At 57.4% G+C, this 26,369-nt stretch carries 26 protein-coding genes and 1 pseudogene; 21 read left to right on the top strand and 6 right to left on the bottom strand.

Features of this window, described 5'->3' with window-relative positions; genetic code table 11:
- Nucleotides 1-18: 18 nt before the first annotated feature.
- On the top strand, nucleotides 19-1,308 hold the full coding sequence (locus tag AC2FFE_RS12290; RefSeq protein ID WP_496820259.1) for a TRAP transporter large permease: 1,290 nt from the start codon (nucleotides 19-21) through the stop codon (nucleotides 1,306-1,308).
- Nucleotides 1,309-1,322: 14 nt separating this feature from the next.
- On the top strand, nucleotides 1,323-1,886 hold the full coding sequence (locus AC2FFE_RS12285) for a TRAP transporter small permease (RefSeq protein WP_496820260.1): 564 nt from the start codon (nucleotides 1,323-1,325) through the stop codon (nucleotides 1,884-1,886).
- Between the two features lie 315 nt (nucleotides 1,887-2,201).
- Here AC2FFE_RS12285 and AC2FFE_RS12280 read toward each other — a convergent pair.
- Nucleotides 2,202-2,438: pseudogene (locus tag AC2FFE_RS12280) on the bottom strand (transposase); the annotation flags it as partial.
- Nucleotides 2,439-2,510: 72 nt separating this feature from the next.
- On the opposite strand from AC2FFE_RS12280, the gene radC reads away from it, so the two are divergent.
- The 4 genes from radC to rpsD all read left to right on the top strand — a co-directional run bounded on the left by radC (nucleotide 2,511) and on the right by rpsD (nucleotide 5,478).
- The gene (radC, locus tag AC2FFE_RS12275; protein ID WP_496846765.1) at nucleotides 2,511-3,449 is read left to right on the top strand and encodes a RadC family protein; all 939 of its coding nucleotides are present in this window, start codon (nucleotides 2,511-2,513) and stop codon (nucleotides 3,447-3,449) included.
- A gap of 221 nt (nucleotides 3,450-3,670) precedes the next feature.
- A complete protein-coding gene (locus AC2FFE_RS12270) occupies nucleotides 3,671-3,934 on the top strand; it encodes a hypothetical protein (RefSeq protein WP_496846775.1) in 264 nt (87 codons plus the stop codon).
- Nucleotides 3,935-4,068: 134 nt separating this feature from the next.
- On the top strand, nucleotides 4,069-4,524 hold the full coding sequence (locus AC2FFE_RS12265; RefSeq protein WP_496846764.1) for a hypothetical protein: 456 nt from the start codon (nucleotides 4,069-4,071) through the stop codon (nucleotides 4,522-4,524).
- Nucleotides 4,525-4,857: 333 nt separating this feature from the next.
- A complete protein-coding gene (gene rpsD, locus AC2FFE_RS12260) occupies nucleotides 4,858-5,478 on the top strand; it encodes a 30S ribosomal protein S4 (RefSeq protein WP_496820263.1) in 621 nt (206 codons plus the stop codon).
- 58 nt (nucleotides 5,479-5,536) lie between these two features.
- Here the strand turns inward: rpsD and AC2FFE_RS12255 are convergent, their stop codons facing one another.
- The gene (locus AC2FFE_RS12255) at nucleotides 5,537-5,818 is read right to left on the bottom strand and encodes a DUF1330 domain-containing protein (protein ID WP_496846763.1); all 282 of its coding nucleotides are present in this window, start codon (nucleotides 5,816-5,818) and stop codon (nucleotides 5,537-5,539) included.
- 93 nt (nucleotides 5,819-5,911) lie between these two features.
- On the opposite strand from AC2FFE_RS12255, the gene AC2FFE_RS12250 reads away from it, so the two are divergent.
- Nucleotides 5,912-6,784 (top strand): LysR family transcriptional regulator, encoded by an 873-nt coding sequence (locus tag AC2FFE_RS12250; RefSeq protein ID WP_496846762.1) that lies wholly within the window; start codon nucleotides 5,912-5,914, stop codon nucleotides 6,782-6,784.
- Here the strand turns inward: AC2FFE_RS12250 and AC2FFE_RS12245 are convergent, their stop codons facing one another.
- Nucleotides 6,785-7,246, bottom strand: a complete 462-nt coding sequence (locus AC2FFE_RS12245; protein WP_496846761.1) for an Lrp/AsnC family transcriptional regulator — start codon at nucleotides 7,244-7,246, stop codon at nucleotides 6,785-6,787. It abuts the gene before it with no gap.
- Nucleotides 7,247-7,347: 101 nt separating this feature from the next.
- Between AC2FFE_RS12245 and AC2FFE_RS12240 the strand changes: the two genes are divergently transcribed.
- From AC2FFE_RS12240 to AC2FFE_RS12225, 4 genes are all read left to right on the top strand, one after another.
- Nucleotides 7,348-8,763: an aminotransferase class V-fold PLP-dependent enzyme gene (locus AC2FFE_RS12240; protein WP_496846760.1), complete on the top strand. Its 1,416-nt coding sequence runs from the start codon at nucleotides 7,348-7,350 to the stop codon at nucleotides 8,761-8,763.
- Between the two features lie 64 nt (nucleotides 8,764-8,827).
- A complete protein-coding gene (gene hisC / locus AC2FFE_RS12235; protein WP_496846759.1) occupies nucleotides 8,828-9,913 on the top strand; it encodes a histidinol-phosphate transaminase in 1,086 nt (361 codons plus the stop codon).
- On the top strand, nucleotides 9,910-10,830 hold the full coding sequence (locus AC2FFE_RS12230) for a prephenate/arogenate dehydrogenase family protein (protein ID WP_496846757.1): 921 nt from the start codon (nucleotides 9,910-9,912) through the stop codon (nucleotides 10,828-10,830). The genes hisC and AC2FFE_RS12230 overlap by 4 nt, the downstream gene beginning before the upstream one ends.
- The gene (locus AC2FFE_RS12225; RefSeq protein ID WP_496820272.1) at nucleotides 10,827-11,672 is read left to right on the top strand and encodes an extensin-like domain-containing protein; all 846 of its coding nucleotides are present in this window, start codon (nucleotides 10,827-10,829) and stop codon (nucleotides 11,670-11,672) included. The genes AC2FFE_RS12230 and AC2FFE_RS12225 overlap by 4 nt, the downstream gene beginning before the upstream one ends.
- Here AC2FFE_RS12225 and AC2FFE_RS12220 read toward each other — a convergent pair.
- On the bottom strand, nucleotides 11,669-12,670 hold the full coding sequence (locus AC2FFE_RS12220) for a DUF2125 domain-containing protein (protein WP_496820273.1): 1,002 nt from the start codon (nucleotides 12,668-12,670) through the stop codon (nucleotides 11,669-11,671). The genes AC2FFE_RS12225 and AC2FFE_RS12220 overlap by 4 nt on opposite strands.
- Before the next feature lie 66 nt (nucleotides 12,671-12,736).
- Here AC2FFE_RS12220 and AC2FFE_RS12215 point away from each other — a divergent pair, with 66 nt between their 5' ends.
- The 3 genes from AC2FFE_RS12215 (at nucleotide 12,737) to AC2FFE_RS12205 (ending at nucleotide 16,176) form a co-directional block, all read left to right on the top strand.
- Nucleotides 12,737-13,267 (top strand): gamma-glutamylcyclotransferase, encoded by a 531-nt coding sequence (locus AC2FFE_RS12215; protein WP_496820274.1) that lies wholly within the window; start codon nucleotides 12,737-12,739, stop codon nucleotides 13,265-13,267.
- 68 nt (nucleotides 13,268-13,335) lie between these two features.
- Nucleotides 13,336-14,514, top strand: coding sequence for a biopolymer transporter ExbB (locus AC2FFE_RS12210; protein WP_496820275.1), 1,179 nt, complete (start codon nucleotides 13,336-13,338; stop codon nucleotides 14,512-14,514).
- 3 nt (nucleotides 14,515-14,517) lie between these two features.
- Nucleotides 14,518-16,176 carry a peptidoglycan -binding protein gene (locus tag AC2FFE_RS12205; protein WP_496820276.1) on the top strand — a complete coding sequence of 553 codons (1,659 nt, stop codon included), beginning with the start codon at nucleotides 14,518-14,520 and terminating at the stop codon, nucleotides 16,174-16,176.
- A 478-nt stretch (nucleotides 16,177-16,654) separates the two neighbouring features.
- On the opposite strand, the gene clpA is transcribed toward AC2FFE_RS12205, so the two are convergent.
- Both clpA and gloB read right to left on the bottom strand, forming a co-directional pair.
- The gene (gene clpA, locus AC2FFE_RS12200; protein WP_496846756.1) at nucleotides 16,655-18,979 is read right to left on the bottom strand and encodes an ATP-dependent Clp protease ATP-binding subunit ClpA; all 2,325 of its coding nucleotides are present in this window, start codon (nucleotides 18,977-18,979) and stop codon (nucleotides 16,655-16,657) included.
- A 174-nt stretch (nucleotides 18,980-19,153) separates the two neighbouring features.
- Nucleotides 19,154-19,921: a hydroxyacylglutathione hydrolase gene (gloB, locus tag AC2FFE_RS12195; protein ID WP_496846755.1), complete on the bottom strand. Its 768-nt coding sequence runs from the start codon at nucleotides 19,919-19,921 to the stop codon at nucleotides 19,154-19,156.
- A 61-nt stretch (nucleotides 19,922-19,982) separates the two neighbouring features.
- Here gloB and AC2FFE_RS12190 point away from each other — a divergent pair, with 61 nt between their 5' ends.
- The 7 genes from AC2FFE_RS12190 (at nucleotide 19,983) to AC2FFE_RS12160 (ending at nucleotide 26,352) form a co-directional block, all read left to right on the top strand.
- Nucleotides 19,983-20,717 carry a class I SAM-dependent methyltransferase gene (locus AC2FFE_RS12190; protein WP_496820279.1) on the top strand — a complete coding sequence of 245 codons (735 nt, stop codon included), beginning with the start codon at nucleotides 19,983-19,985 and terminating at the stop codon, nucleotides 20,715-20,717.
- 313 nt (nucleotides 20,718-21,030) lie between these two features.
- Nucleotides 21,031-21,591: a F0F1 ATP synthase subunit delta gene (locus tag AC2FFE_RS12185; protein WP_496820280.1), complete on the top strand. Its 561-nt coding sequence runs from the start codon at nucleotides 21,031-21,033 to the stop codon at nucleotides 21,589-21,591.
- The gene (gene atpA / locus AC2FFE_RS12180) at nucleotides 21,592-23,130 is read left to right on the top strand and encodes a F0F1 ATP synthase subunit alpha (RefSeq protein WP_496820281.1); all 1,539 of its coding nucleotides are present in this window, start codon (nucleotides 21,592-21,594) and stop codon (nucleotides 23,128-23,130) included.
- 12 nt (nucleotides 23,131-23,142) lie between these two features.
- The gene (locus AC2FFE_RS12175) at nucleotides 23,143-24,021 is read left to right on the top strand and encodes a F0F1 ATP synthase subunit gamma (RefSeq protein ID WP_496820282.1); all 879 of its coding nucleotides are present in this window, start codon (nucleotides 23,143-23,145) and stop codon (nucleotides 24,019-24,021) included.
- Nucleotides 24,022-24,041: 20 nt separating this feature from the next.
- The gene (gene atpD / locus AC2FFE_RS12170) at nucleotides 24,042-25,466 is read left to right on the top strand and encodes a F0F1 ATP synthase subunit beta (protein WP_496820283.1); all 1,425 of its coding nucleotides are present in this window, start codon (nucleotides 24,042-24,044) and stop codon (nucleotides 25,464-25,466) included.
- A 12-nt stretch (nucleotides 25,467-25,478) separates the two neighbouring features.
- Nucleotides 25,479-25,889, top strand: coding sequence for a F0F1 ATP synthase subunit epsilon (locus tag AC2FFE_RS12165; protein WP_170536213.1), 411 nt, complete (start codon nucleotides 25,479-25,481; stop codon nucleotides 25,887-25,889).
- A gap of 112 nt (nucleotides 25,890-26,001) precedes the next feature.
- Complete coding sequence (locus AC2FFE_RS12160) at nucleotides 26,002-26,352, top strand: H-type lectin domain-containing protein (RefSeq protein WP_496820284.1); 351 nt, start codon at nucleotides 26,002-26,004, stop codon at nucleotides 26,350-26,352.
- Nucleotides 26,353-26,369: the final 17 nt, after the last annotated feature.

Below are 26,369 nucleotides of genomic sequence, written 5' to 3'. Positions count from 1 at the left end.
TGCAGCGAGGCAGATTGAATGGAAAGCGTCGCACTTCTGACTATCCTGGTCGTGATGATCATGCTGGGCGCGCCTGTTGGCTTCGTGATGATCCTGATCCCGGTGGTCTATATCCTGATCACTGACGCTGCTCCGATGATCCTGATCCCCAGCCAGATGTTTCAGGCGATCGACTCGGTGCCGCTGACGGCCATTCCTTTCTTCATGCTGACCGGCGAGCTTATGACTTCGGCCACGATCACCGATCGTCTGGTGGATTTGAGCCAGCGGATCATCGGGCGGATGCGCGGCAGCATGGCGCAAGCCAATGTGCTGGTTTCCATGTTCTTTGCGGGAATGAACGGCTCGGTCGTGGCCGACACGGCGACGGTTGGGTCGCTCCTGGTGCCGGGTATGAAAAAGGCGGGATACCCGCCGGAATTCGCCGCAGCCATCACCGCAGTCAGTTCCACAATTGGCGGAATCATCCCTCCGTCCATCATGATGATCGTGTTAGCGAACGCTGGCGGCATCTCTGTCGGCGCATTGTTCGCAGGCGGGATCATACCGGGCCTGATGATTGGCGGGCTTCTGATGATAATCAACTATGTCATCGCGCGTCAGAAAAATTTCGAGCGCAGTGAGGAGCCCTTCAGTCTCAAAGGCATCGCCATTTCCGGGTACAAGTCGTCCTTTGCACTTCTGATCCCGGTGGTTCTGGTCGGCTCTGTCGTTTTCGGCATCGCCGGCGTGGTGGAGGCAGGTGCGTTGACAGCGACAATCGCACTGTTCGTGGGTCTGTTTATCTACCGCACCATCACTTGGACCAATTGTAAGAGTGCATTCGTGCGGGCCTTTCGCAACTCCGCGATGGTCTTCATCATTATCGCGGCGTCTGGCCCGTTCAGTTGGCTTCTGACCTCGCTGGGTGCGATCAGCCAGCTTGAACAATGGTTGCTAAGCTACACCTACAACCCGCTGGTTTTCGCACTGGTTCTGGTCCTGTTTATCTGTCTTCTGGGCATGGTGATGGACTCGGCGGCCAACATTATCGTGGCAGGCCCGGTCCTGGTGGACGTGATGGTCAAGGCGGGCTACCCGGACGTGCAGGCGGCATTGGTAGTCGTGGTGGGATTCCTGATCGGGTCGGTCACGCCGCCCGTAGGTGTTGCCTTCTTTACTGCGGGCGCCATCGCCGAAGTGCGGCTTGAGAAAGTCGCCCTCGCCATGCTTCCCTACCTGGTAGCGCTTTTCGTGTTGCTTTTCGTGCTGATCGTCGTTCCGGACATTACTATGTATCTTCCACGCGCTCTCGGCTTCGCGAGTTGAGAAAGGAGCTTCCGATGATTGCCGCCGTAAAGTTCATCGACAATGCCGTCAAGAAGACGCTGACCGCCTTTTGCGCGGTGCTGCTTCTGGCGATGGTGGCCTTCACGGTCTACTCGGTCGTGATGCGTTATGTCTTCAAGGACCCGCCGATCTGGGGTGATCTTCTGACAGTGCTAAGCAACATCTGGCTGGTCTTCTTCGCACTCGCCCTCACTGTTCGGGATAAAGACCATATCGCGCTTGACCTGATCTACAACTGGCTTCCACGAAAGGCGGCGTTCTTTATCCAACAGTTCTGGACTGCCGTGATTTTCTGCCTGGGCATCGTGATGATCGTCTGGGGTATCGAGGCGGTGCAGACCATGGGCGGCAAATACTGGGAGATGTGGTATTTCACCTGGGAGGACGGCGGTATCGTTTTCAAGCCAAACTACATGCCCAAGAAATTCGCCATCGCGATTGTGCCCATTTCGGGTTTTCTCGTCTGCGTTGCCGCCGTTGCTTCTGTAATCGAGGACAGCTTGCGTCTGAAGGCCGGCACATATCGTCAATCTGGTGATCTAGATGCCTTCGAATAATGTCCAATCCCGGTGGAGAACTGCAGTCTCAATGATAGGTGTCAGGAAACGTGTTCCCGAAAATGTCGCTCTTGTTTTTGCGCTCGCAGCGAGTTTTGGGCTGCGACCGTAGCATTCAAAAGGCAGGGTCAGCGGCAGCACTGGGCCGAACCAAGAGTTTAATATCTCTGCTAGAATGCCCTTGAAATGTATGTATAAAACCTGCGTTGACCGTGATGATTTGGAGAAGTTTCTTGGTCGACCTTCATAATCCACGATCAGCTTTTCGCCCCGCCACGCACTTGGCGCATCTGCCGGATCAATGTCCGATGGCTCCCAATCTTCTTTTGGCGTCGAATTCTGTTTGCTCGCATCTGCCTCAATCAGACTGGCATCAACCGCCATGCACTGGCCGCTGATGAGACCCTCCTTAATGCAGCGTGCCACGGTCGTCTCGAACAGATGACGCGGCAGTTCATTCTCGCGGAAACGCCGGTGCCGTTTCTTCGAGAACGTCGAGTGATCCGGGATATGCGCTGTCTGCTGCGCACGAGTATCGTCACACTGCCAACGATTCCGCTTCGATTTACCAGTTGTTAACCAGCTTTGCGCATGGTCGCAGAAAAAGGGTAACGCAGTGCGTCGATGAAAAGAAAGATCGTCAATCAACTCAAGGAGTTCATCGCTACGGACAAGACAAGGTTCGGTAAGCTGGTTACGTATGATGAGCAGGCAGGCTTTTCGGAAGAGGCGGCACAGGGGCTTAGGGATCTGGACGCTCGCACGCCTCCACCCGATGCTATGATTGAAACAGCGTTTTCTCCGTCTTATGTGCACCGTGATCGGTTGTCGCCCGGCAACGCAGCCGGCGGCGGCCTGATCGTGGGTGATGATGGCGCAAAACGCCCGCATTATTGGGGGCACCGGAAACGCCTCAGGGACCGGTTCCTTAAGGGTGGCCATGAGCCAATGCCGGAATATGAGTTGCTGGAACTGTTGCTGTTCAACGCAATTCCGAAGATTGATGTAAAACCTCTGGCCAAACGCTTATTGGCGGAATTTGGCGATTTGAATGGGGTCGTCGCGGCGTCGCAGCACCGAATTCTTCAGGTCGAGGGGGCAGATGACTGGGTGTACTACCATCTTCGGGTGATCGAAGCCTTCGGTCACCGCATGGCGCAGGCGCAGGTCATGAAGCGCGATGTGGTATCTTCTTGGGATGCGCTGGTGACCTATTGTCGGACGGCCATGGCGCACCGGGAGGTCGAACAATTCCGTGTTCTGTATCTGGACCGTAAGAACATACTGATTTCGGATGAGGAGCAGGCAAAAGGCACGGTTGACCATGTGCCGGTCTACCCGCGGGAGATCGTCAAGCGAGCTTTGGAGCTCAACGCAAGTTCGCTTATCCTTGTTCACAATCACCCATCCGGCGATCCTACACCAAGCCGATCGGATATCGAGATGACCGATCGTGTGCTAGACGCGTGCGATACGCTTGGTATGCTCGTCCATGACCATGTTATCATTGGCAAAAAAGAAGAATACTCGTTCAGTGCAAACGGCTTGCTACAAAGACATTAGCAAAGAGCTTTGTCAGGTGATGTTTGATTTATTGAAGCGATCCGGGATGAGGTTGTGCGCAGAATGAACCATGCTTTTGCGAGGTTATACGCGGGCGAAGCGATTATCGTTTTGTCGTCTTCGAAAGAGATCCTGCGTGCTGCGACCAAACCCGACCCTAACGCAGTTTGCGTGACAGTCCACATTTCAGCAAGTCTTACAGAACGAGCACCCTACTTCGGGTGAGCGGCGTTTTTATCACATTCAATGGGTTCCGCGCCATCAACAACCTTTCCTTCCGGATCGGTGAGGCAGAGTGGCGTGCTGTCATTGGTCCAATCCGGTATCTCAGAACCACGAACGTAATGGCAATTGTTTTGGTTGAGCAATGTTTCGACTTTGCCTCTGACCTTGTCGACAAACTGGTCGTGTTGCGGCGTGGAGAAGTCATGGTCAAAGGTGCAAGGGAAGAGCTGACACGTGATCTGGCCCAGGCAGACAGTTAAAGCTTAGTTGATCGGATTTGAATCCCTTCTGCAACAATCTTTGTTATGTTTGAATTTGGTCTCTTTTTTGCCGGAATTCGGATTGATAAAGAGCCACTGTTAGTAAGTGTGTGTTTCGGGATGAGTTCGGGCAGATGAAATCAGAACATAGAGGTTGTATAGCGATATCATGGGCGCAGACCGAGCTTGATGAGCTTGAAGCGGCGCCTTTGGAATCTTTGATGGTTGGAGCGGCCTGGTCCTGGCGTGGGCAATCCATGGTTTTGGCCACAAGCTTAGAGCAAAGCATCGAACGCGTTGGTGCGATGGGTGCGGCCTCGTCTTCTGTAGCAGATCGATTCGCTGTTATCCGGGAAATCACGGGCGATACCTGCGCCTCAGTCGTTCTGTCCAACGGGGCGCAGCAGTTCTGCGCTGATCTGGTGATGCAGGAGGGTGACGTTAACCCTACATTTGTATTTGAAAACGGCTGCCCCGCGCGGGACCAGTTGTTTTGGATCAGCGAAGTATCGCACTATGTCACGCCTGCTTCGGCGCGCGTTACACCGGATGCGAACGTCGTAAGCTTTCCTCACCCAGGTTTTTCCTGAACTCTTCTTCCTTCGATACCTGCATGGGTTTGGACGTGTTTGGTCTGATTGATCCATGATGTGCGTATGCCTTGTGGGTTCGAAGCATTTACTCCCGAATTCGCATGTTGACTCTGATCTCTTTGCAGATATAAGCGCGGCTTCATTGGTGTTGGTGGCCCCCGCAAGGGGATGCCTGTCATGGGGGAAACCTCAAGAGGACAACGCCCTTCATTGTTGCGGTGCGGCCGAAACTATCTCGCATCGGGTTGAGCGGAAACGCTATTGCAGCCCGAAAAGTGGGAACCGGTTTTTCGGATCAAGCTGCAATGCCACTAAAGAAGGAGATCAGCCGTGACAAAACGCACGTCTGCCAAGTACAAAATCGACCGCCGGATGGGCGAAAACATCTGGGGTCGTCCGAAATCCCCGATCAACCGTCGTGAATATGGCCCCGGCCAGCACGGTCAGCGCCGCAAGGGTAAACTGTCGGACTTCGGTCTGCAGCTGCGCGCCAAGCAGAAGCTGAAAGGCTACTACGGCGACCTGACCGAGAAGCAGTTCCGCCGCATCTACGCAGAAGCTGAGCGTGTCAAGGGCGATACCGGTGAAAACCTGATTGGCCTGCTGGAGCGCCGTCTGGACGCTGTTGTTTACCGCGCCAAGTTCGTGCCGACCGTGTTTGCCGCGCGTCAGTTCGTGAACCATGGCCACGTCAAAGTGAACGGTAAGCGGGTAAACATCCCGTCCTACCGCGTCAAAGAAGGCGACGTGATCGAAGTGCGTGACAAGTCCAAGCAACTGGCCATTGTTCTGGAAGCCGCTGCACTGGCCGAGCGTGATGTGCCTGATTACATCGACGCCGATCACTCGAAGATGACCGCGACTTTTGTGCGCGCACCAGGTCTGGGCGATGTGCCTTACCCGGTGATGATGGAACCGAACCTGGTCGTCGAATTCTACGCGAAGAACTGATCTTCGCATTTCGATGTGAAATACAGAGCCGCACCTTCGAGTGCGGCTCTTTTCAGTTTCAGGCCAAGAGAACGATATCCGAGGCACCTGCGCTACGACGCAAGTCGTGGACATTCTTCAGCTCTGGGTCGTTGATCCATCCGAGCGCTGCCTCCCGGTTGGGAAACGAAAGCAGGGCAGCAACGTCGGGCAGATCCGGCGTGCCGTCCAAAGCAGTTGTTTCTGCTGTGGCGTGTTCTACCTTGCCGCCGTGGCGTGCGAGTGCAGGCCCGGCCTGCTCGCGATAAGAGGTGAGTGCGTCGGGGTTCTTTACGGTTAGTTTTGCGTACGCATAGATCATGGCTTTGCTCCTTGATGTGTGCACAAAAGCTAAGGTCTGACCCATTCTGCGAAAACGCGTGCTTTTGCACTATCAGTATGCAAACTTGCATGCATGGACGTTCATTGGGATGATTACCGTGCCATACTTGCCGTCGTAAGACGGCGAACCCTATCCGCTGCGGCAGAAGAACTGGGTGTCAACTACACGACTGTTGCACGCCGTATCGCCCGCGCTGAAGCGGCGACAGGGGATGTGCTCTTTGAACGATTGGCGGACGGGTACCGGCCGACAGAGGCGGGGCATTTGGTGGCGCTGCACGCTGCCCGGATGGAAAGCGCGGAGCATGCGATGCTGCGTGGTTTGTCGGGTCGAGATGTCCGGCTGGAAGGGCAACTGACCTTAACTGCACCGCAATTGCTGGTTGCCCATGTACTGGCCCCGGCGCTGGGCGAGTTTGCCCTTAAACACCCTTCAGTGACGCTGCAGGTGCGCGCGGCAAACGAGATCTTGGATCTCAACCGGCGCGAAGCCGATATCGCGATCCGGATCAGTCGCGATCCCGGAGATACCTTGAAAGGGTTGCGTCTGACACAACAGCATAGCGCATGTTTCGCCACTGCTGACTGGGCGGCGCGAATGCTGCAGGACCCGGAAGCACCTGTGGATTGGTTGCTTTATGAAAAGCAAACAAGCCTACCCGATGGCGTCGGCCGAACCTATCCAAACTCGCGCATACACATGCGCTTTGACGATATGGTCGCGATGGCTGGTGCGGCGCAATCAGGTCTCGGAGTTGTTCGTATGCCGCTGTTTCTGGGTCGCTCTCTTGAGGGCCTGGTGCAAGTTCCGATCCTTTTGCCGCAACCCTACGCGGACATCTGGATCGTGGCGCATCCGGATGTTTGGCCCTCAGCAAAACTGGAAGCATTCCGAAAGATCACCGTACCCTTTTTCAGGCAAAAACGCCCTCTGTTTACAGCGTGATCAAATCGGCAGGGGGCGTCCCTCGGCGATGGCTTCCATAGCGAAGTAAGATGTGACGCTGTCCAGTTCGACCTTTTCGATCAAGCGTTGATAGACCTTGTCGTAGGACGCCATATCCTGCGTGACGACTTTGAGCTGGTAGTCATAATCCCCGCCGATACGGTGAAAATCCACCACTTCGTGGATCGTCAATACGTGACGCCGGAAGGCCTGTAACCAGTCGGCCGAGTGGTGACGTGTGCGGAGCATGACGAAAACCACAAGCGTCAGGCCCAGTTTCTCGCGTGCGATACGCGCAGTTGAACCGATCAGCACCCCGTTTTCATTCAGGGCCTTCAGTCGTCGCCAGCAGGCATTCTGAGACAGGCCGACGCGGTCCGCCAGCTCACGCTGAGACAGTGTGGCGTCTTTTTGTAGTTCTTTGAGAATGCGTGTGTCTATTTGATCTAAATTTAAGGACATAACTAATCATATGACACAAATAGAAAGAAATCTACGCAAAATTAGAGAGGGTTTTTCCAATTCTGATCAATCATCTTGGTGGCATAGTAAGGAGCGATGCCATGACCCTGTCCAGATTTCGTGCGGAACTCAGTTCCACCACTCAAAATTCCAATCTGCGCGACGGATTGATCGGAGAGAACGTTCAGATCCCCGGTTTGAATGGGGATGTCCCGCTTGTATATGCGGACTATGTAGCTTCAGGTCGCGCGTTGCAGCAGGTCGAAGACTATGTGGCCCACCATGTTCTGCCGTTCTATGCCAATAGCCACACCGAGGCCTCGTATTGCGGATCGTATATGACCGGTCTGCGCCGCGAAGCACGCGCCGAAATTGCCCGCATCGTGGGTGCTGCCGAGAAAGACGCTGTGATCTTCACCGGGTCGGGCGCAACTGCAGGGTTGAACCGTCTGGTCAATTTGCTGGGCGTAGAGGACGCAGCGCAGCCGGTTGTTTTGATTGGCCCTTATGAGCATCATTCGAACATTCTGCCATGGCGGGAAAGCAAGGCACGCGTCATTGAAATTTCCGAAGCCGATGGGGGTGGCGTTGATCTGGAGGCGTTGGAAGAGGCGCTGTTGGCGCATGCAGATGCTGATCTGGTGATCGGGTCTTTTTCTGCGGCTTCGAATGTCACGGGCATCATCACCGACCCGGACCCGGTTACGCGGATTCTCAAGGCGCATGGCGCGCTGGCCGTTTGGGATTATGCCGGGGGTGGGCCATACCTGCCGATGGATATGGGCCCAGAGGATGCGCGCAAGGATGCGATCGTGGTTTCTCCGCATAAGTTTCCCGGTGGGCCGGGGGCATCCGGTGTCTTGATCGTGAACGAGCCGGCGGTGCAACGGCGCTGCCCAAGTTGGCCAGGCGGGGGAACCGTCAGTTTCGTGTCGCCCTGGCGTCATGACTACAGTGACGATCTGTCGACACGGGAAGAGGCCGGAACGCCCAATGTGATCGGCGACATCCGTGCGGCGCTGGCCTTTATCGTCAAGGATGTTGTTGGCACTGATGAGATCGCCCGGCGCGAAGTGCAGTTCAATCAGATGGCGCTGGACGGTTGGAAAGACAATCCCAATCTGACCTTGCTGGGGGTCGAAGCCGCGCATCGGCTGCCGATCTTCTCGTTCCTGATCCGGGACAACTCTGGCCAGCCGGTGCACCAACAGCTGTTCACCCGGATGCTGAGCGATGTCTATGGCATTCAGGCGCGCGGCGGTTGCGCCTGTGCGGGCCCCTATGCGCATCGTTTGCTGGGGATCGAACGCGCCGCGTCGGACGAGCTGCATGCAGCGCTCTCTGCTGGGGAAGAGATGAAGAAGCCAGGTTGGGTGCGTTTGAACTTCTCATACCTCATGAGCGAAGAGACGGTTCAGTTCATCATAGACAGCGTCAATGACCTGTCCCACCGGACCGAGGAGTTTACGCCCTACTACAACGCCGACCCGGTGACGGCGCGCTTCAAGGCTGCATAGGGGAATTGCCGCTTTTCTCAATCTCTTGAGACGGGTATGAGAGGCCCATTGAACGGAGCCTCTCATGACCAAGATCACCCCACAACCCGGCATTATGGATATCGCGCTCTATCAGGGCGGGCAGTCGCATGTGGCCGGAGTGGAGCATGTGATCAAGCTGAGTTCGAACGAAAACCCGTTTGGGCCAAGCCCCAGGGCAATCGAGGCGGTGCGTGACAGCGCGGCTACTCTGCATCGCTATCCCAGTACCGATCACGCCAGCCTGCGTGCGGCTATCGGCGCGCGGCACGGGTTGGATCCGGCGCGGATTGTCTGCGGTGTCGGCAGTGATGAGGTGCTGCAATTCATCGCGCAGGCCTATGCAGGGCCGGGGGATGAAGTGATCTATACCGAGCACGGATTCTCAATGTACCCGATCATCGCGCGCATGGCCGGGGCGACACCCGTTATGGTGGCCGAGCGGGACCGCAAGGTGGATGTGGATGCCATTCTGTCTGCCGTGACCGGGCAAACACGGATCGTATTTGTCACAAACCCTGGCAATCCAACCTCGACCATGATCTCGGATGACGAACTGGAGCATCTGGCGCAGGGTCTGCCCGGCACTTGCCTGTTGGTTCTGGATGGGGCCTATGCCGAGTTTGTGGACGGGTTTGATGGCGGAGCCTCATTGGTCGACGCCTATGAGAATGTGATCATGACCCGGACCTTTTCGAAAGTGTACGGTCTGGGCGGTATGAGGGTTGGTTGGGGCTATGCGCATCAGGCCATTGTCGATGTGCTGAACCGGGTCCGACAGCCCTTCAACCTGTCGTTGACCGCTCTGGCCGCGGCGGAGGCTGCAGTGAACGACTTGGAATTCCTGTCCTTCTGTCAGGCAGAAAACGCGCGGTGGCGTGTGTGGTTGAGTGAGGAGCTTGCCAAAATCGGTGTGCCCTCGGACCAATCCTGCACCAATTTCATCCTGGCGCGCTTTGCCGACAGGTTCGAAGCCGAAGCCTGTGACGACTATCTGAAAACGCAGGGTTTGATTGTGCGACGGGTTGCAGGCTACAACCTGCCAAACGCTTTGCGGATCACCGTGGGTGATGAGCAAGGCTGTCGTCGCGTTGTTGCTGCGATCACTGCATTCAAAGAGGGCGCCGCATGAGCCAGATTTATGACCGCGTTGCGCTGATCGGGCTGGGCCTGATCGCCTCGTCCATGTTCTGGGCCATCAAACGCGCCGGTCTGGCCGGAGAGGTCACTGGCTATGCGCGGTCCGAGGCGACCCGTGAGACGGCCCGCAAGATCGGCCTATGCGACCGTGTTTGTGACACAGTGCGCCAGGCCGTGGAAGGGGCCGATCTGGTGGTACTCTGTGTCCCGGTCGGTGCGATGGGAGCGGTGGCCGAGGAGATTGCGCCTGTTTTGAAGGCCGGTGCAACGGTCTCGGATGTTGGGTCGGTTAAACGTCACGTCATCCGAAGCGTCCAACCGCATATTCCCGAAGGTGTGCATTTCATCCCGGCGCACCCGTTGGCAGGGACTGAGCATTCCGGGCCCGAGTCCGGCTTTGCCGAGCTGTTCGACAATCGCTGGTGTCTGCTGGTTCCTGTTGAAGGCACTGATCCGGGTGCGATTTCCCGCTTGCGCGGGTTATGGGAGGGTATGGGTTCGAATGTCGATGAAATGGATGCGGATCACCATGATCTGGTTCTGGCTGTCACCTCGCATGCGCCGCACCTGATCGCTTACACAATGGTCGGGGTTGCGGATGATCTGCGTCGGGTGACGGATACCGAGGTCATCAAATACTCGGCTGCCGGCTTCCGTGACTTTACGCGTATCGCGGCCTCGGACCCGACGATGTGGCGGGATGTGTTCCTGTCCAACAAGGACGCGACATTGGAAATTCTGGGGCGGTTCACTGAGGAACTTTTTGCCTTGCAACGCGCCATTCGCACCGGGGATGGAGAGCACCTGTTTGACTATTTCACCCGCACGCGGGCGATCCGGCGGGGTATTATCGATGCGGGCCAGGATACGGATGCGCCGGATTTTGGCCGGGGGAAGATCGGATCATGAGGCCGATTGCTGGGCGCGTTCTGATCGTGATAGCCGCACTCTGGTGTGGCACCAGCCACGCGTCAGCACCCGAGCAATCGTTGGTCCCCATCGCGCGCCCGTCAGAAACTGTCGCTCTGGCGGCTATTACCAGTCGGACGGCAGCACCGATAAGTATCCCAAACATGCGGCCCGTCCCGCGACCTGTGTCGCCTCAGATCGCCGCTGTTGCTGCACGACCGTCTGATCTGCCGCTGTTAAGCCCGGATACCTCTTTGATGCCGTATGCGCGCCCAGAGGCTTTGGAACAGCAGATTTTGTTCAAGAAACGTAAGCTGCGCAAAGGCTCGGTCTGTGGGGATATTGCGATACAGGGCAAGCCTGTGGGTCGTGTGACCAGCAAGACCAAGGCTTGCGGGGTTAAAGATGCTGTACAGATCACCTCGGTCTCGGGCGTCACGCTCAGCCGGGCGTCTACGATGGATTGCGGTACGGCGATCGCACTGAATAAATGGGTCGATAAAACCGTCAAACCGACATTCAAGCGACGCGGGCCGGTGGTGCAGTTGCAGGTGGCGGCCCACTACGCCTGTCGGACCCGCAACAATCGCAAAGGCGCGCGGATATCTGAGCATGGTAAGGGCCGTGCCATTGATATCTCGGGCTTTGTCATGGCGGACGGAGAGGTTGTGACTGTCTTGAACGGATGGCGCAAGAACCCGTCGCAAAAGCAGCTCAAAAAGATCTGGCGTGGGGCTTGCGGGCCGTTTGGCACGGTTCTGGGCCCTAACTCAGATCGGTATCACCGGGACCATTTCCATCTGGATACGGCCCGCTATCGCAGCGGTTCCTACTGCCGCTAACGCAGGATCAGGCGCGGTGCTGGCCCCAAGGGTAGGGGGCCCAATGCCACGAACCCGTCGCGGAAATTCAATTGCAGATCCAGCGCATTTGGATTGCCACCCAGCCCCGCCAGAAAGTTCAGCGCCCGAGTAACCGGATCAACAGCTTGATCGGGCAGAGCCCCCGCTGCATTGGCCATTGCGATCATATCGCGCCAGTTCTCGGCCTTGACCGCGATTTCACCGGTCGGGATGCCCTGAGCATCCACATCCAGTTCACCCGCGGCAAACAAACGAAGCTCACCCCATTTTATTTCGGCCAGTTTCAACGTGATTTCGACAGGTTGAGGGCGGTTCTGTTCAATGGCGGTTCGATCCCACGGTTTGTCAAAAACGGTCACCATATCCAGTTCCAGCGTCTCAAATCGTTGAGGTAGCGAAGTGGCCGAATGCATGAGCGCCCGCAGGTCGTTCCCCGGCGCAAAGCCATCGATCTGCGCGGTGATCGCATAGGCTTCGGACGCATCTGTCTGTTCCATAATCAGGCTTAGCGTATTGCCACCTGCCAGCGCATCGGCGTCATCAGTGATTTGCCAGGGTCCTGCTGTCAGCGCCATCTTCTCCAGCACCAGTGCCACACCGGGTTGCAGCTGCAGTTCAGCTTGCAGATCATCAGCAGCGATGGTGGCCGTTTGATCAAAATAGGACAAGCGCTGAGGTGTTTCGGCAAACCGCAGGATCTGGCGTCCAGGCCAGATGGCGGGGCTTTTGAATTCGATCCAGTCCGCGCTCCACGCGGTTCCGGTGGCGGGATCGGCCAGTGCGGGGCTGTTCAGGCGGGTAACGTGATGTCCGGGAAAGCCCGAGGTTTCAACGTCGGCGAATTCTGATTGCCATCCGCGCGCCTGCTGCGCATCAAACCAGTTGGTGATCGCATTGCGCAGCCCATAACCCGCAACGAACCAATACAGGCTCCATAGGGTGATGATGAAAAAGAGAACTCGTATCAGTCGGCGCATCCGCTTTGGCCTTTTTCCTGCCTCGGATTTGATGTTTATAGGCCCAAACGGGCAAGGACCAGTGCAATGACGATGTGGGTATTCGGGTATGGGTCGCTGTTGTGGAATCCGGGGTTTCCGGTGGCCCGCAGCGAGCTTGCAACACTGCACGGTTACGCGCGGTCCTTCTGCATGAGCTCGATCCATCATCGCGGCACCGAAGAACATCCGGGCCTTGTTCTGGCACTGGATGAACAGGCTCAGGCCCATTGCAAAGGGTTGGCTCTGGCCGTTGAGGCTGGCCATGAAGACCGCACGCTGCACGAATTGCGAGAACGCGAGCTGATCTCATCTGCCTATGTGGAACGGATGCTGGATGTGCATCTGGACAACGGGGATGTCGTCAATGCCGTCACCTACGTGATCGACGCACATCATGTGCAGTATTGCGGGGGAATGCCGCTGGAAGAGCAGGCCCAGATCATTGCCCATGCGATTGGCGGGCGAGGGCCAAACACCGAATATTTGTATAACACAACGGAACATCTGGCCGAGATCGGGCTGCATGACCCTGATCTTGAGTGGTTGTCGCAACGGGTGCGAAGCATCACCGCATAAATCCTTGGCGTCACCGGCGCAATTTCGCTAGTTTCGCAGCAGAGCAGGCAAAATCAGGAACCACGCGCATGGCGCAGGCACATCAGGGCGCGAGACCCCATTTCTCGCATCCCATTCGTCAGATCGTGATGATGCTGATGGCAATCGGTCTGGCCGCGCTGGGTGTGTTTCTGGCACTGCCCTATGTGCTACCGGTCTTCTTCGCCAACCCATATCTGAATGGCTTCATTCTGATGGTTTTTGTCATCGGTGTGTTTGCCTGTTTCTATCAGGTCACTCAGCTGATCGGGTCGGTCCGCTGGATTGAGGCGTTTGTTGGCGGTGTCGTGCGCGAAGATGCGCGCACGCCGCAACTGTTGGCGCCTTTGGCCTCACTGCTGCGCGAACGCGGCGCCCGGTCCCAGATCAGTTCGACCTCTACCCGGTCCATTCTGGATTCGGTCGCGGAACGGGTGGAAGAAGAACGCGAAATCACGCGTTACATCACCAATGTCCTGATCTACCTGGGCCTATTGGGAACCTTTTTTGGCCTTGCCACGACAGTCCCCGCGATCGTGGACACGATCCGCAGCCTGAACCCGCAAGAGGGTGAGGAAGGTCTGGCGGTGTTCAACCGACTGATGACGGGGCTTGAAGCGCAGTTGCAAGGCATGGGCGTTGCGTTTGGCTCCTCGCTGCTGGGCCTTGCCGGGTCGCTGATCGTGGGCCTGCTTGAGGTGTTCGCGGGCCACGGGCAGAACCGGTTCTATCGCGAGCTTGAAGAATGGCTGTCATCAATCACCCGTGTTGGGTTTGCCTCGGGCGAAGAAGGTGGTGCGGAAATCGCCGTACTGGCCCCGGTTCTGGATGCGATGTCCGAGCAGATGGATGCGTTGCAGGACCTGTTTTCAGCACAGGAACAAGACCGAGCCGATGTGTCGGGCAAGCTGGGGCAGCTGGTGAGTGCCATCGGTGAGATGAACCAGCGCCAGGCAGACAATGAGGGGATCACCGCTGCGTTGGAACGCGTGGCGCTTGGACAGGATGCGCTGCTGGATCACATGCGCGAACATGGTGCAGGTGAAGGCATTGATGCCGAAAGCCGGATGCGGTTGCGTTCCATGGATGTGCAATTGCTGCGCATTCTCGAAGAGATTTCGGCAGGTCGTCAGGAAAGCATGAATGAATTCCGCAAGGATATCGAATTGCTGGTTAAGGCGCTGACTCTCCCACGTGGTGCGGTGCGCAGCACGCACGAAGGAGAATAACACATGGCCCTGTCCCGGCGCACTGGTCAACGGTTCCAGGGCTCAGTCTGGCCCGGTTTCGTGGACGCGATGACGGGCCTGTTGATGGTGCTGACCTTTGTGCTGACCATTTTCATGGTTGTGCAGTTCGTGTTGCGTGAAACAATCTCTGGCCAAGAAGATGAGCTAACCGCGCTGGCGGATGAAGTGGCTGCTCTGGCGGGTGCTTTGGGTTTGGAAGAACGCGAAAACAGCCGATTGCAGGCCCGGTTGGGGGCTTTGAACGCAACCCTGACACAGGCCGAAGACGATCTGGCCCAAGCGCAGGGTCGGATCACCGATTTTGAAGCTCAGGTCGCGGCGCTGTTGGCCGATCAGGCCCAGGCGCAAGAAGATATCGCTGCATTGGAAGATCAGCGCGCATCTTTGAACCAGGCCCTGGCGCAAAGTCGCGCGGAAATTGACGCGCAGGCTGAGGCGGCGCGCCTTGCCGCTGCCCGCCGTGAAGCGCTGGAAGCTCTGGTTGCCGATCTGGAACAAACCGGAGCGGAGCGGGCTGCGCAGATTGCAGAACTGGAACAACAGCTGACCGAGGAAGAGGCCGCGCGCCTCGCTGAAGCCGCAGCAGCCGAGAACCTGCGCAATCGGTTGCAGGATGCCGATGCCGAATTGACGGCCATGACCCTTGCGCTGGAAGCGCAGCGCAAAGAGGCCGAGGAAACCCTGACATTGCTGGCCGCAGCGCGTGCCGCACGCGCGGAGCTGGAACGTCAGTTCGGTGATCTGGACACTGAAGAGCTTAGGGCGCAGCTAGAAGCCGCTTTGGAGGCCCAGACCGAAGCGCAGGCAGACGCCGCTGAACAGAGATCGCTGGTTGAACAACAAGCCGCGCTTCTTGATGTCGCGCGCGAGACGCTGTCGGCAGAGCAAGCGATTTCCGCCAAGGCACAGCGCGAGGCAGCATTGCTGAACCAGCAAATCGCAGCGCTGCGTGGTCAGTTGGGATCATTGCAGGCACTGTTGGATGATTACGAAGAACGCAACACCGCTGCAGAGATTCAGATCCAGACCCTGGGTCAGGATCTTAACGCCGCATTGGCACGCGCCGCCTCAGAGGAGCGCCGCCGCCGATTGCTGGAAGAGGCAGAGCGGATACGGCTTGAGGCCGAGGCCGAGGAACTGACGGATCAGAACCAGGAGCTGACGGCGCAGGCTGAAGACTTGCAACGCTATCGGTCTGAATTCTTTGGCCGGCTACGCGATGTTCTGGGCAATCAGGAAGGCGTGCGGATCGAAGGCGACCGGTTCGTGTTCTCGTCCGAAGTATTGTTCGACACAGGTTCGGCCGTGTTGTCGCCAGAAGGTAGACAAGAAGTGGCGAAGGTTGCTGCGATCCTGCGCACTGTGGCCGCAGAAATCCCTGAGAGTTTGAATTGGGTCATTCGGGTGGACGGGCACACCGACAATGTCCCGTTTGCCGGGTCGGGCCGGTATCGGGACAATTGGGAGTTAAGTCAGGGCCGCGCTCTGTCGGTGGTGCGTTATATGGTTGACGCTTTGGGTATCCCGCCGAACCGCCTTGCGGCCAACGGGTTTGGAGAGTTCCAGCCGGTAAACCAAGACAATACGCCACAAGCCCGCGCACAGAACCGTCGTATCGAGCTGAAGCTGACCGAAAGGTAGAGTTGTGGGCGCTGGATCACAAAATCGGGTCGCGCGCTATCTGATCCACCCCGAAGTTCTGATCGATCCTGAAATCAGTGTCCCAAACTGGTCACTGAGTGCGAGGGGACGTTTTGTCTGTTGGACACGGGGTGTCGGTATTTTGCTGTTTTGTGGGCTGTCTGGCGTGGCCATTGATCGGGCTTACGATCAACGCGCAGGCGGAGGGGGAATTGGTTTCAATTCGATCTGAATCAGATGATACCGCAGACGAGCTGGCGCCCGATGGAGGAGCTTTGGCAAAATACCTAAAGCGTTTCGGGCTTTGTCAGACTTATATGTGGCCAACTGTCCCGAAACTGCTAACGGCGTGGCAGGGCATTCGTGTCTCAAATGAAAGCCGAAACGCAGTAGGATCGACGTGTCGAGTGAAATTGTCCTAACGTGAAAAAGCCCGCTGTTTCGTCAGCGGGCTTTTTCGTTCAATTCTTCAGCTTATCTAGTCAGCTGTCAGCAAAGGAGGCTTGTCCCCTGGAATTCGCGGCTGATTAGGGCCCAGTATCTCAAGGTTCAGGTCACCTTTCTTGACTGAGACGCGCACCACACCGCCCTTGGCCAATTTGCCGAACAGCAGTTCTTCGGCCAGAGGCTTCTTAATGTGCTCCTGGATTACGCGGCCAAGCGGGCGGGCGCCCATCTTGTCGTCATATCCTTTGTCAGCCAGCCACTCAGCAGCCTTTGGAGTCAGGTCGATGGTCACGCCACGATCCAGCAATTGAGCTTCAAGCTGCAGCACGAATTTCTCGACCACTTGCAAGATGACCTCTTTCGGCAGCGGCGCGAAGGAGATCACAGCATCCAGACGGTTGCGGAATTCTGGCGTGAACATACGCTCGATCGCGGCGGTGTCTTCGCCTTCGCGCCGGTCACGTCCAAAGCCGATGGCGGCCTTGGCCTGTTCCTGCGCGCCTGCGTTCGAGGTCATGATCAGCACAACGTTGCGGAAATTCACCGTCCGGCCGTTATGGTCGGTCAGCTCACCGTGATCCATAACCTGCAGCAGGATGTTGAACACATCCGGATGCGCCTTTTCGATCTCGTCCAGCAGCAACACGCAATGCGGGTGCTGGTCGACGCCATCAGTCAACAGACCACCCTGATCGAACCCGACATAGCCCGGAGGTGCACCAATCAGGCGGCTGACGGCGTGTTTTTCCATGTATTCCGACATGTCAAACCGCAGAAGCTCTACACCCAGCGTATCGGCCAGCTGTTTTGCCACTTCGGTTTTACCCACACCGGTCGGACCAGCAAACAGGTAGTTGCCTATGGGCTTTTCGGGCTCACGCAGACCGGCGCGGGCCAGTTTGATGGCGCTGGACAGCGCTTCGATTGCCAGATCCTGCCCAAACACGACGCGTTTCAGCGAGGCTTCGAGATCTTTCAGAACCGCCGCATCGTCCTTGGTGACATTCTTTGGCGGGATGCGCGCAATCTTGGCCACCACAGCCTCAATCTCTTTGACGCCAATGGTCTTGCGACGCTTGCTTTCAGCAACGAGATGCTGTGCAGCACCTGCTTCGTCAATCACGTCGATGGCCTTGTCCGGCAGTTTCCGGTCGTTGATATAGCGCGCTGCCAATTCAACTGCAGTCTTGATTGCATCTGCGGTATATTTGATGTCGTGATGCTCTTCGAAATACGGTTTCAGACCCCGCAAAATCTTGACGCTGTCCTCAACCGACGGTTCGTTCACGTCGATCTTCTGGAACCGGCGGCTCAGCGCGCGATCTTTTTCAAAATGCTGACGGAACTCCTTGTAAGTGGTCGAGCCCATGGTGCGCAGCTTGCCGCCCTGTAGCGCAGGCTTCAGAAGATTGGACGCATCCATTGCGCCGCCCGAGGTCGCCCCGGCCCCAATGACAGTGTGAATCTCGTCGATAAACAGGACCGCGTCGGGGTGATCTTCCAACTCGGTTACAACCGCTTTCAGGCGTTCCTCGAAATCGCCGCGATAGCGCGTTCCGGCAAGTAGGGCCCCCATATCGAGCGAATAAATGGTGGTTTCGGACAGCACGTCAGGCGCATCACCACCAACGATTTTGTGGGCCAGACCCTCGGCAATGGCGGTTTTGCCAACCCCGGGATCGCCCACCAGAAGCGGGTTATTCTTGCGACGACGGCACAGGACCTGGATGCAGCGTTCAACCTCATCCGAGCGCCCGATCAGCGGGTCCACATCGCCAGCCCGCGATTTAGCGTTCAGGTCGACGCAGTATTTCGCCAGTGCGCTTTCCTTTTGTTCTCCCTCACCAGCACTGGCCTGAACCTCTTCCTCGGCCTGATCGGCGCCGGAAACTGTACGGCTTTCGCCATAGGCAGGGTCCTTGGCGACACCATGCGCGATGAAGTTGACCGCGTCGTAACGGGTCATGTCCTGTTCCTGCAGGAAATAGGCGGCGTTGCTTTCGCGCTCAGCGAAGATGGCTACCAACACGTTAGCGCCGGTGACTTCGGTACGGCCAGAGCTTTGCACGTGGATCGCGGCACGCTGGATCACGCGCTGGAAAGCAGCCGTTGGCACGGCCTCTGATCCATCGATATCGGTGACAAGGTTTGACAAATCTTCGTCGATAAACTCGACCAAAGTGCTGCGCAGCTCATCCAGATCGACGCTACAGGCTTTCATGACGCGGATCGCGTCAGGTTCTTCCAGAAGCGCCAGAAGCAGATGCTCCAGCGTTGCAAACTCGTGTCGCCGTTCATTCGCAGCCGCCAGGGCCGCGTGGATGGCTTGTTCTAATGTGCTCGAGAATGAAGGCACGCGGGTGCTCCTCTGTCTTGGGTCAGAAGGGGGCGGGCTGTCGGCCGGATCCCCATCCCAACCATGTCCTCATAGTATTAGAGTTTGGTTGATCGTGGCCCGGCTTCAAGGGTTTTCTTTCACTTGACAGTCACATTTGTTGTGACCGTGGCCGTGAAGAGGGGGAAATAGGCATCAGAACCGGTCTTTTCTAGCCCTGATTTCGGCAAAAACCACAGCGGGATTAGCGCCAACCATGCCCAGCTGCGCCTGAATTGCAGAATCTGCAGCGCGCAGAAAGGGATTTGTCGCCTTTTCCAGCGCCAAAGTTGAGGGCACTGTTGGTTGCCCGGCATCCCGTGCCCGCGCTATATCCATCACGCGTTGTTGCAATTCGGCGTTATCAGGATCGACCGTAACCGCAAATTTAGCGTTGGATTGTGTATACTCGTGGCCCGAGCAGACAATTGTTTCGTCGGGTAAAGCCGCCAGCTTGTTGAGTGATGACCACATTTGTGCGGGCGTCCCCTCGAACAGGCGGCCACAACCCAAGGCCATCAGGCTATCTGCGGTGAAGACAGTTGCGCTGTTGGGCAGGTAGAATGCGATGTGACCCATTGTGTGCCCCGAGACATCCAGCACCTCGACCGGTTCGCCACCCAGTTCGAAAATATCTCCTTCCGACACCTGTTGGTCCAGTGGTGGCAGACGATGGGCATCTGCGGTCGCACCAATTACTTTTGCTGGGTGCTTCTCTAGAATGCCCGGCAGGCCATCGACATGATCCCAATGATGGTGCGTCAGCAACACGTGGCTCAGAGTCCACCCGCGTTGGTGCAGTTCGGCCAGAATCGGGCCGGGTTCTGGCGCGTCCACCAACGCGGTCTGGCCAGAGGCCGCATCATGCGCCAGAAAGGCGTAGTTATCGCTGAGACATGGGATAGTTACGATCTCAAGAGGCATGGCCTTTTGCCCTTTCGTTGCTAGACTGCGCCCAGCTAAGCCGATTGATTAGGTCACCGCAATGCATCTTGATGTGCAGGATCTCAGGAATTTTTACTACCGCAGCACTTTGGGGCGCGCGGCGCAGGGTGCTATTCGCGGTCGCCTGCTGGATCTGTGGCCCGAAGCCAAGGGGCAGACAGTTGCCGGTTTTGGCTTTGCGGTACCGCTCTTGCGGCCATACCTGAAGGATGCGCGCCGCGTGATCGGCCTTATGCCGGGGCCGCAGGGGGTGATGCCCTGGCCTGCCGGTATGCCAAACGTGTCGGTTCTGACGGAAGAAACCATGTGGCCGATTGAGACTGGTCATGTGGATAAGCTGGTGGTGATGCATGGGCTTGAGACATCGGAACGACCAAGCCAGTTGCTTGAAGAATGCTGGCGCGTGCTAGGTCCCGGGGGCAGGGCCTTTTTCGTGGTGCCGAACCGGGCGGGGCTATGGTCTCGGTCGGATAAAACCCCGTTTGGATATGGGCGACCTTATTCTGCGACACAGTTGGAAAATCAGCTGAAGGCGCATCATTTCGTGCCCGAAAATCACTGTTCCGCGTTGTATCTTCTGCCCTCGTTTCGAAAATACTGGCTGAAATCCGGCGGGCTGATTGAAAAAACCGGTCAGCGCTTGCCAACAATCATGGCGGGCGGCGTGTTGATGGTTGAGGTCAGCAAACACCTGCGGCCACCCAGCGGCAGCGTGACAAAAGATGCGGTGAGACGCCCGATCAAGGCATCCGACGGATTGCTTAGACCGGCCTGACATGTTGTCGTCTCCATGAGGCGGGTTCAGCAGCAAATCCGCTGCAAAAAGGCCGCAGGAATCGCAAAAACCTTCAGTTTCGAAACATTTTTGAAACGCTCTGATGGGTTCAAAGCGTCGCACTTTTTCTAACATGCTGAATCTAAACAGTTTGTGGATAAATTCATTGCCGCTATATTATGTTGCTAGGTTGGTTCACCTCTGTTACATCCCCGGTGATTTTGATCCCCGCCCTTTAAGGACGGGGTTTCTTCACGCCCCCGGGGTGGCTGCGCGCGCGGTTTTCGGGGCCTAAAATATCGGAAGGGTGGACGTGTCCGAACCAGCTTCGATTTCCACAGGCATCGCCGAGCGCTATGCCACTGCGATCTTCGCGATCGCGAAAGAGAATAACGACCTTGCAGGTCTGGAAACCGGAATCAACGATCTGGCAGCAGCTTTGGGCGACAGCGCCGATTTGCGCGATCTGATCGCTTCGCCGCTGGTTTCCCGTACCGAGCAAGAGGGCGCGATTACCGCAATCGCTTCGAAAATGGGTCTGAACACCCTGCTCAGTAATACATTGGGCCTGATGGCACAGAAACGCCGCCTGTTTGTTGTACCGCAGCTGGTGCAGGTTCTGCGCGAGATGCTGGCTGAAGAGCGTGGCGAAGTGACCGCTGATGTAGCCTCGGCCAAAGCGCTAACCAAGACGCAAATGGAAAAGCTGTCCAAGACGCTGTCCGAGCGTGTGGGCAAGACCGTGACTATCAATGCGACCGTGGATGAAAGCCTCATCGGCGGTCTTGTCGTTAAAGTGGGCTCGAAAATGATCGACAGTTCGATCCGTTCGAAGCTGAACTCCCTACAGAATGCAATGAAAGAGGTCGGATAAATGGGAATCCAAGCTGCAGAGATTTCTGCAATCCTGAAGGACCAGATCAAGAATTTTGGTCAGGAAGCCGAAGTGGCCGAAATCGGCCGCGTGCTGAGCGTCGGTGACGGGATTGCCCGTGTATACGGCCTGGACAACGTGCAAGCCGGTGAGATGGTCGAATTCCCCGGTGGCATCATGGGCATGGCGCTGAACCTGGAAAGCGACAACGTCGGTGTCGTTATCTTCGGCTCCGACCGTGATATCAAAGAAGGTGACACTGTTAAGCGCACCAACTCGATCGTGGACGTTCCGATCGGTGACGAGTTGCTGGGTCGCGTTGTTGATGGTCTGGGCAACCCGCTGGACGGCAAAGGCCCGATCAGCGCAACCAAGCGTGGCGTTGCAGACGTCAAAGCGCCCGGCATCATCCCGCGTAAATCGGTGCACGAGCCGATGGCAACCGGCCTGAAATCGGTTGACGCGATGATCCCGATTGGTCGTGGCCAGCGGGAACTGATCATTGGGGACCGTCAGACAGGTAAAACCGCCGTTGCGCTGGACACCATCCTGAACCAGAAGGTCTACAACGAAGCTGCTGGTGATGACGAGTCGAAGAAACTGTACTGCGTTTATGTTGCGGTTGGTCAGAAGCGTTCGACCGTTGCGCAGCTGGTGAAGAAACTGGAAGAGTCCGGCGCGATTGAATACTCAATCGTTGTCGCCGCGACCGCGTCCGACCCGGCGCCGATGCAGTTTCTGGCGCCTTACGCCGCGACTGCGATGGCCGAGTACTTCCGTGACAATGGCCGTCACGCGCTGATCATCTACGATGACCTGTCAAAACAGGCTGTGTCCTATCGTCAAATGTCCCTGCTGCTGCGCCGCCCGCCGGGCCGCGAAGCGTATCCGGGTGACGTTTTCTATCTCCACTCCCGCCTGCTGGAGCGTTCGGCGAAGCTGAACGAAGATTTCGGCGCGGGCTCGCTGACCGCTCTGCCGGTTATCGAAACCCAGGGTGGTGACGTTTCGGCGTTTATTCCGACCAACGTGATTTCGATCACCGACGGTCAGATCTTCCTGGAAACCGAACTTTTCTACCAGGGCATCCGTCCTGCCGTGAACACCGGTCTGTCGGTTTCGCGTGTGGGCTCGTCGGCTCAGACCGATGCGATGAAATCGGTTGCTGGTCCGGTGAAACTGGAGCTGGCTCAGTACCGCGAAATGGCGGCCTTTGCGCAGTTTGGTTCGGACCTAGACGCCGCCACTCAGCAGTTGCTGAACCGTGGTGCGCGCCTGACCGAGCTGATGAAACAGCCGCAGTACTCGCCGCTGACCAACGCCGAGATCGTCTGCGTCATCTTTGCGGGCACCAACGGTTATCTCGACAAGATCGACGTCTCAGACGTTGGCCGCTATGAGGCCGGTCTGCTGGCGCATCTGCGTGGTAAGCATGCTGACCTGCTGAAGTGGATCACCGACGAAGATCCGAAGATCAAAGGTGAAGCGTCCGACAAGGTCAAAGCAGCGATCGACGAATACGCCGCGACCTTCGCTTGATAGGAGGTTCCGATGCCTAGTCTGAAGGACCTTAAAAACAGGATCGAGTCGGTCAAATCGACCCGCAAGATCACCAAGGCCATGCAGATGGTCGCGGCTGCAAAACTGCGCCGCGCCCAGGAATCTGCCGAAGCCTCGCGCCCCTATGCCGAACGGTTCAATGCCGTGATGGCGGGGCTGGCGGCGTCGGTCGGGGGCAGCGACAGCGCCCCCAAGCTGCTCCGTGGTACGGGCAGTGATGATGTCCATCTGCTGGTTGTTATGACAGCTGAACGCGGCCTGTGTGGTGGCTTCAACTCGAATATCGCCAAGCTGGCCCGCCAAAAGGCGGGCGAGCTGCGCGGCCAGGGCAAGACGGTCAAAGTTTTAACCGTCGGCAAGAAAGGCCGCGATGCGCTCAAGCGTGATTTTGGCGATCTGTTCGTTGGACATGTCGACCTGAGCGAGGTCAAACGCATTGGGTATTCCAACGCGCAGGACATTGCCAAGGACATCCTGTCCCGCTTTGACGGGGGTGAGTTCGATGTTGCGACGATCTTCTATTCGAAGTTCGTCAACGTTGTGACCCAAATTCCGACGGCACAGCAGGTCATTCCCGCCTCGTTCGAGGACGATGCGGCAGGTGACGACAGCGGTGCCATTTTCGATTACGAGCCCAGTGAAGAGGCCATTCTGGCCGACCTGCTGCCCAAGGGGGTTGCGACCGCGATCTTCTCGGCTCTGCTCGAAAACGGAGCGTCTGAACAGGGTGCACGGATGTCCGCGATGGACAACGCGACACGCAACGCGGGTGAGATGATCGACAAGCTGACGATCCAGTTCAACCGCTCACGTCAGGCCGTGATCACCAACGAGCTGATTGAAATTATTTCCGGCGCCGAAGCGCTGTAGAGACTAACCGGAGACGAAACATGGCGAATGCAAAAGGCAAAGTCACACAGATCATCGGGGCCGTCGTTGACGTGCAGTTCGATGACGCGCTGCCTGAAATTCTGAACGCGCTGGAAACCACCAACAACGGCAAGCGCCTGGTGTTGGAAGTTGCTCAGCACCTGGGTGAAAACACTGTCCGCACCATCGCGATGGACGCGACCGAAGGTCTGGTCCGTGGCGAAGTGGTCACCGACACCGGCGCACCGATCTCGGTTCCGGTTGGCAACGCCACCCTGGGCCGTATCCTGAACGTCGTCGGCGAGCCGATCGACGAAAAAGGTCCGGTTGAGGCAAGCGAAGCCCGCGCCATCCACCAGCCTGCGCCGACCTTCGCGGAACAGTCGACCGAGTCGGAAGTTCTGGTTACAGGCATCAAGGTTGTTGACCTGCTGGCCCCGTACGCCAAGGGCGGTAAGATCGGCCTGTTCGGCGGCGCTGGCGTAGGCAAAACCGTTCTGATCATGGAACTGATCAACAACATCGCAAAAGTGCACTCGGGCTTCTCGGTGTTCGCGGGTGTTGGTGAACGGACCCGTGAAGGCAACGACCTGTACCACGAGATGATCGAATCGAACGTGATCAAGCCTGACAATCTGTCGGAATCGCAGGTTGCGCTGGTTTACGGTCAGATGAACGAACCTCCGGGAGCACGTGCACGTGTTGCTCTGACAGGTCTGACTCTGGCCGAGCAGTTCCGCGACCAGTCCGGTACCGACGTTCTGTTCTTCGTCGACAATATCTTCCGCTTCACACAGGCGGGCTCTGAGGTTTCGGCTCTGCTGGGTCGTATTCCGTCAGCCGTGGGCTATCAGCCGACGCTGGCGACCGACATGGGTGCCCTGCAGGAACGCATTACCTCGACCAAGTCGGGCTCGATCACCTCGGTGCAGGCGATCTACGTGCCTGCGGACGACCTGACCGACCCCGCGCCGGCAACATCGTTTGCTCACCTGGATGCGACCACCGTTCTTAACCGTGCGATCTCGGAAAAGGGTATCTACCCGGCTGTTGACCCGCTCGACTCGTCCTCGCGTCTGTTGGACCCGGCCATCGTTGGTGAAGAGCACTACGCGGTAGCGACCGACGTTCAGCAGATCCTCCAGCGCTACAAGTCGTTGCAGGACATCATCGCCATCCTCGGCATGGACGAACTGTCGGAAGAAGACAAACTGACCGTTGCCCGTGCCCGTAAGATCGAGCGCTTCCTGTCGCAGCCGTTCGACGTTGCCGAAGTCTTCACCGGCAGCCCTGGCGTTCAGGTTCCTCTGGATGTCACCATCTCGTCGTTCAAGGCCGTTGTGGCCGGCGAATACGATCACTTGCCCGAAGCGGCCTTCCTGATGGTTGGCGGTATCGACGATGTGATCGCCAAAGCGGAGAAGATGGCCGCAGAAGCCGCCTAAGGAGTATCCTTGATGGCAAACACGATGCAATTCGACCTCGTCAGCCCCGAGCGGAGCCTTGCTTCGCTTGAGGCCAGCGCGGTCCAGATTCCCGGCGCAGACGGGGACATGACGGCGATGCCGGATCATGCCCCGACGATCACGACGCTGCGCCCCGGTCTGCTGAAGGTCGAGGCACCCGAAGGCACCAGCGAATACCTGGTCACCGGTGGGTTTGCCCAGATCAACGGCGACAGCCTGTCGGTATTGGCCGAAAAGGCCATCCCGGTCTCGGAAGTGACCCGGTCGCATCTGGATGAGATGATTGAAGAGGCGCGCGCCTCGCACGAGGCCGCCAAGGCCGGTGACGATCAGACCATCGTTGATGATGCCGCCAAGCTGCTGGCCGATATGGAAGCCCTTGGAACGCATATGAGCCTGTAACAGGTTCAACACGCAACACTTGAACGGCCTCGCTTTTGCGGGGCCGTTTTTTGTCGTGCTTTCGCCAAAAAGGCAGAGTAGGTTTCTGGAATTCAAGAACAATGATGACAGAATGAAGAAATTTCTAACCCATCCCATCGGCATCGATCAGGGCGAAGAGGTGCTGTTTTCCGAGTTCGCCGAAGGGGGCGACATGTGGACGGGCGAGGGCCCGCGCGAACGCCGATCTGCGATCCGGTTCACCGAAGCATTCCGCTCTGCGCCAGTGGTTCAGGTCGGGATCTCGCTCTGGGATGTGGATACATCCTCCGCATTACGCGCCGAAGTCAAAGCTGTGGATGTGACGCCCGAGGGGTTTACTGCGGTGTTCCGCACGTGGTCTGACACCCGGATCGCTCGCATTCGGGTGAGTTGGACAGCCTTCGGTGAGGTGGCGCATGCAGATGATTGGAACATATCCTGAGGTTCAGACGATGGTCA

The sequence above is a fragment of the Ruegeria sp. YTSA168 genome (genome assembly GCF_059610045.1).
This window is presented reverse-complemented; position numbering and strand designations above follow the sequence as displayed.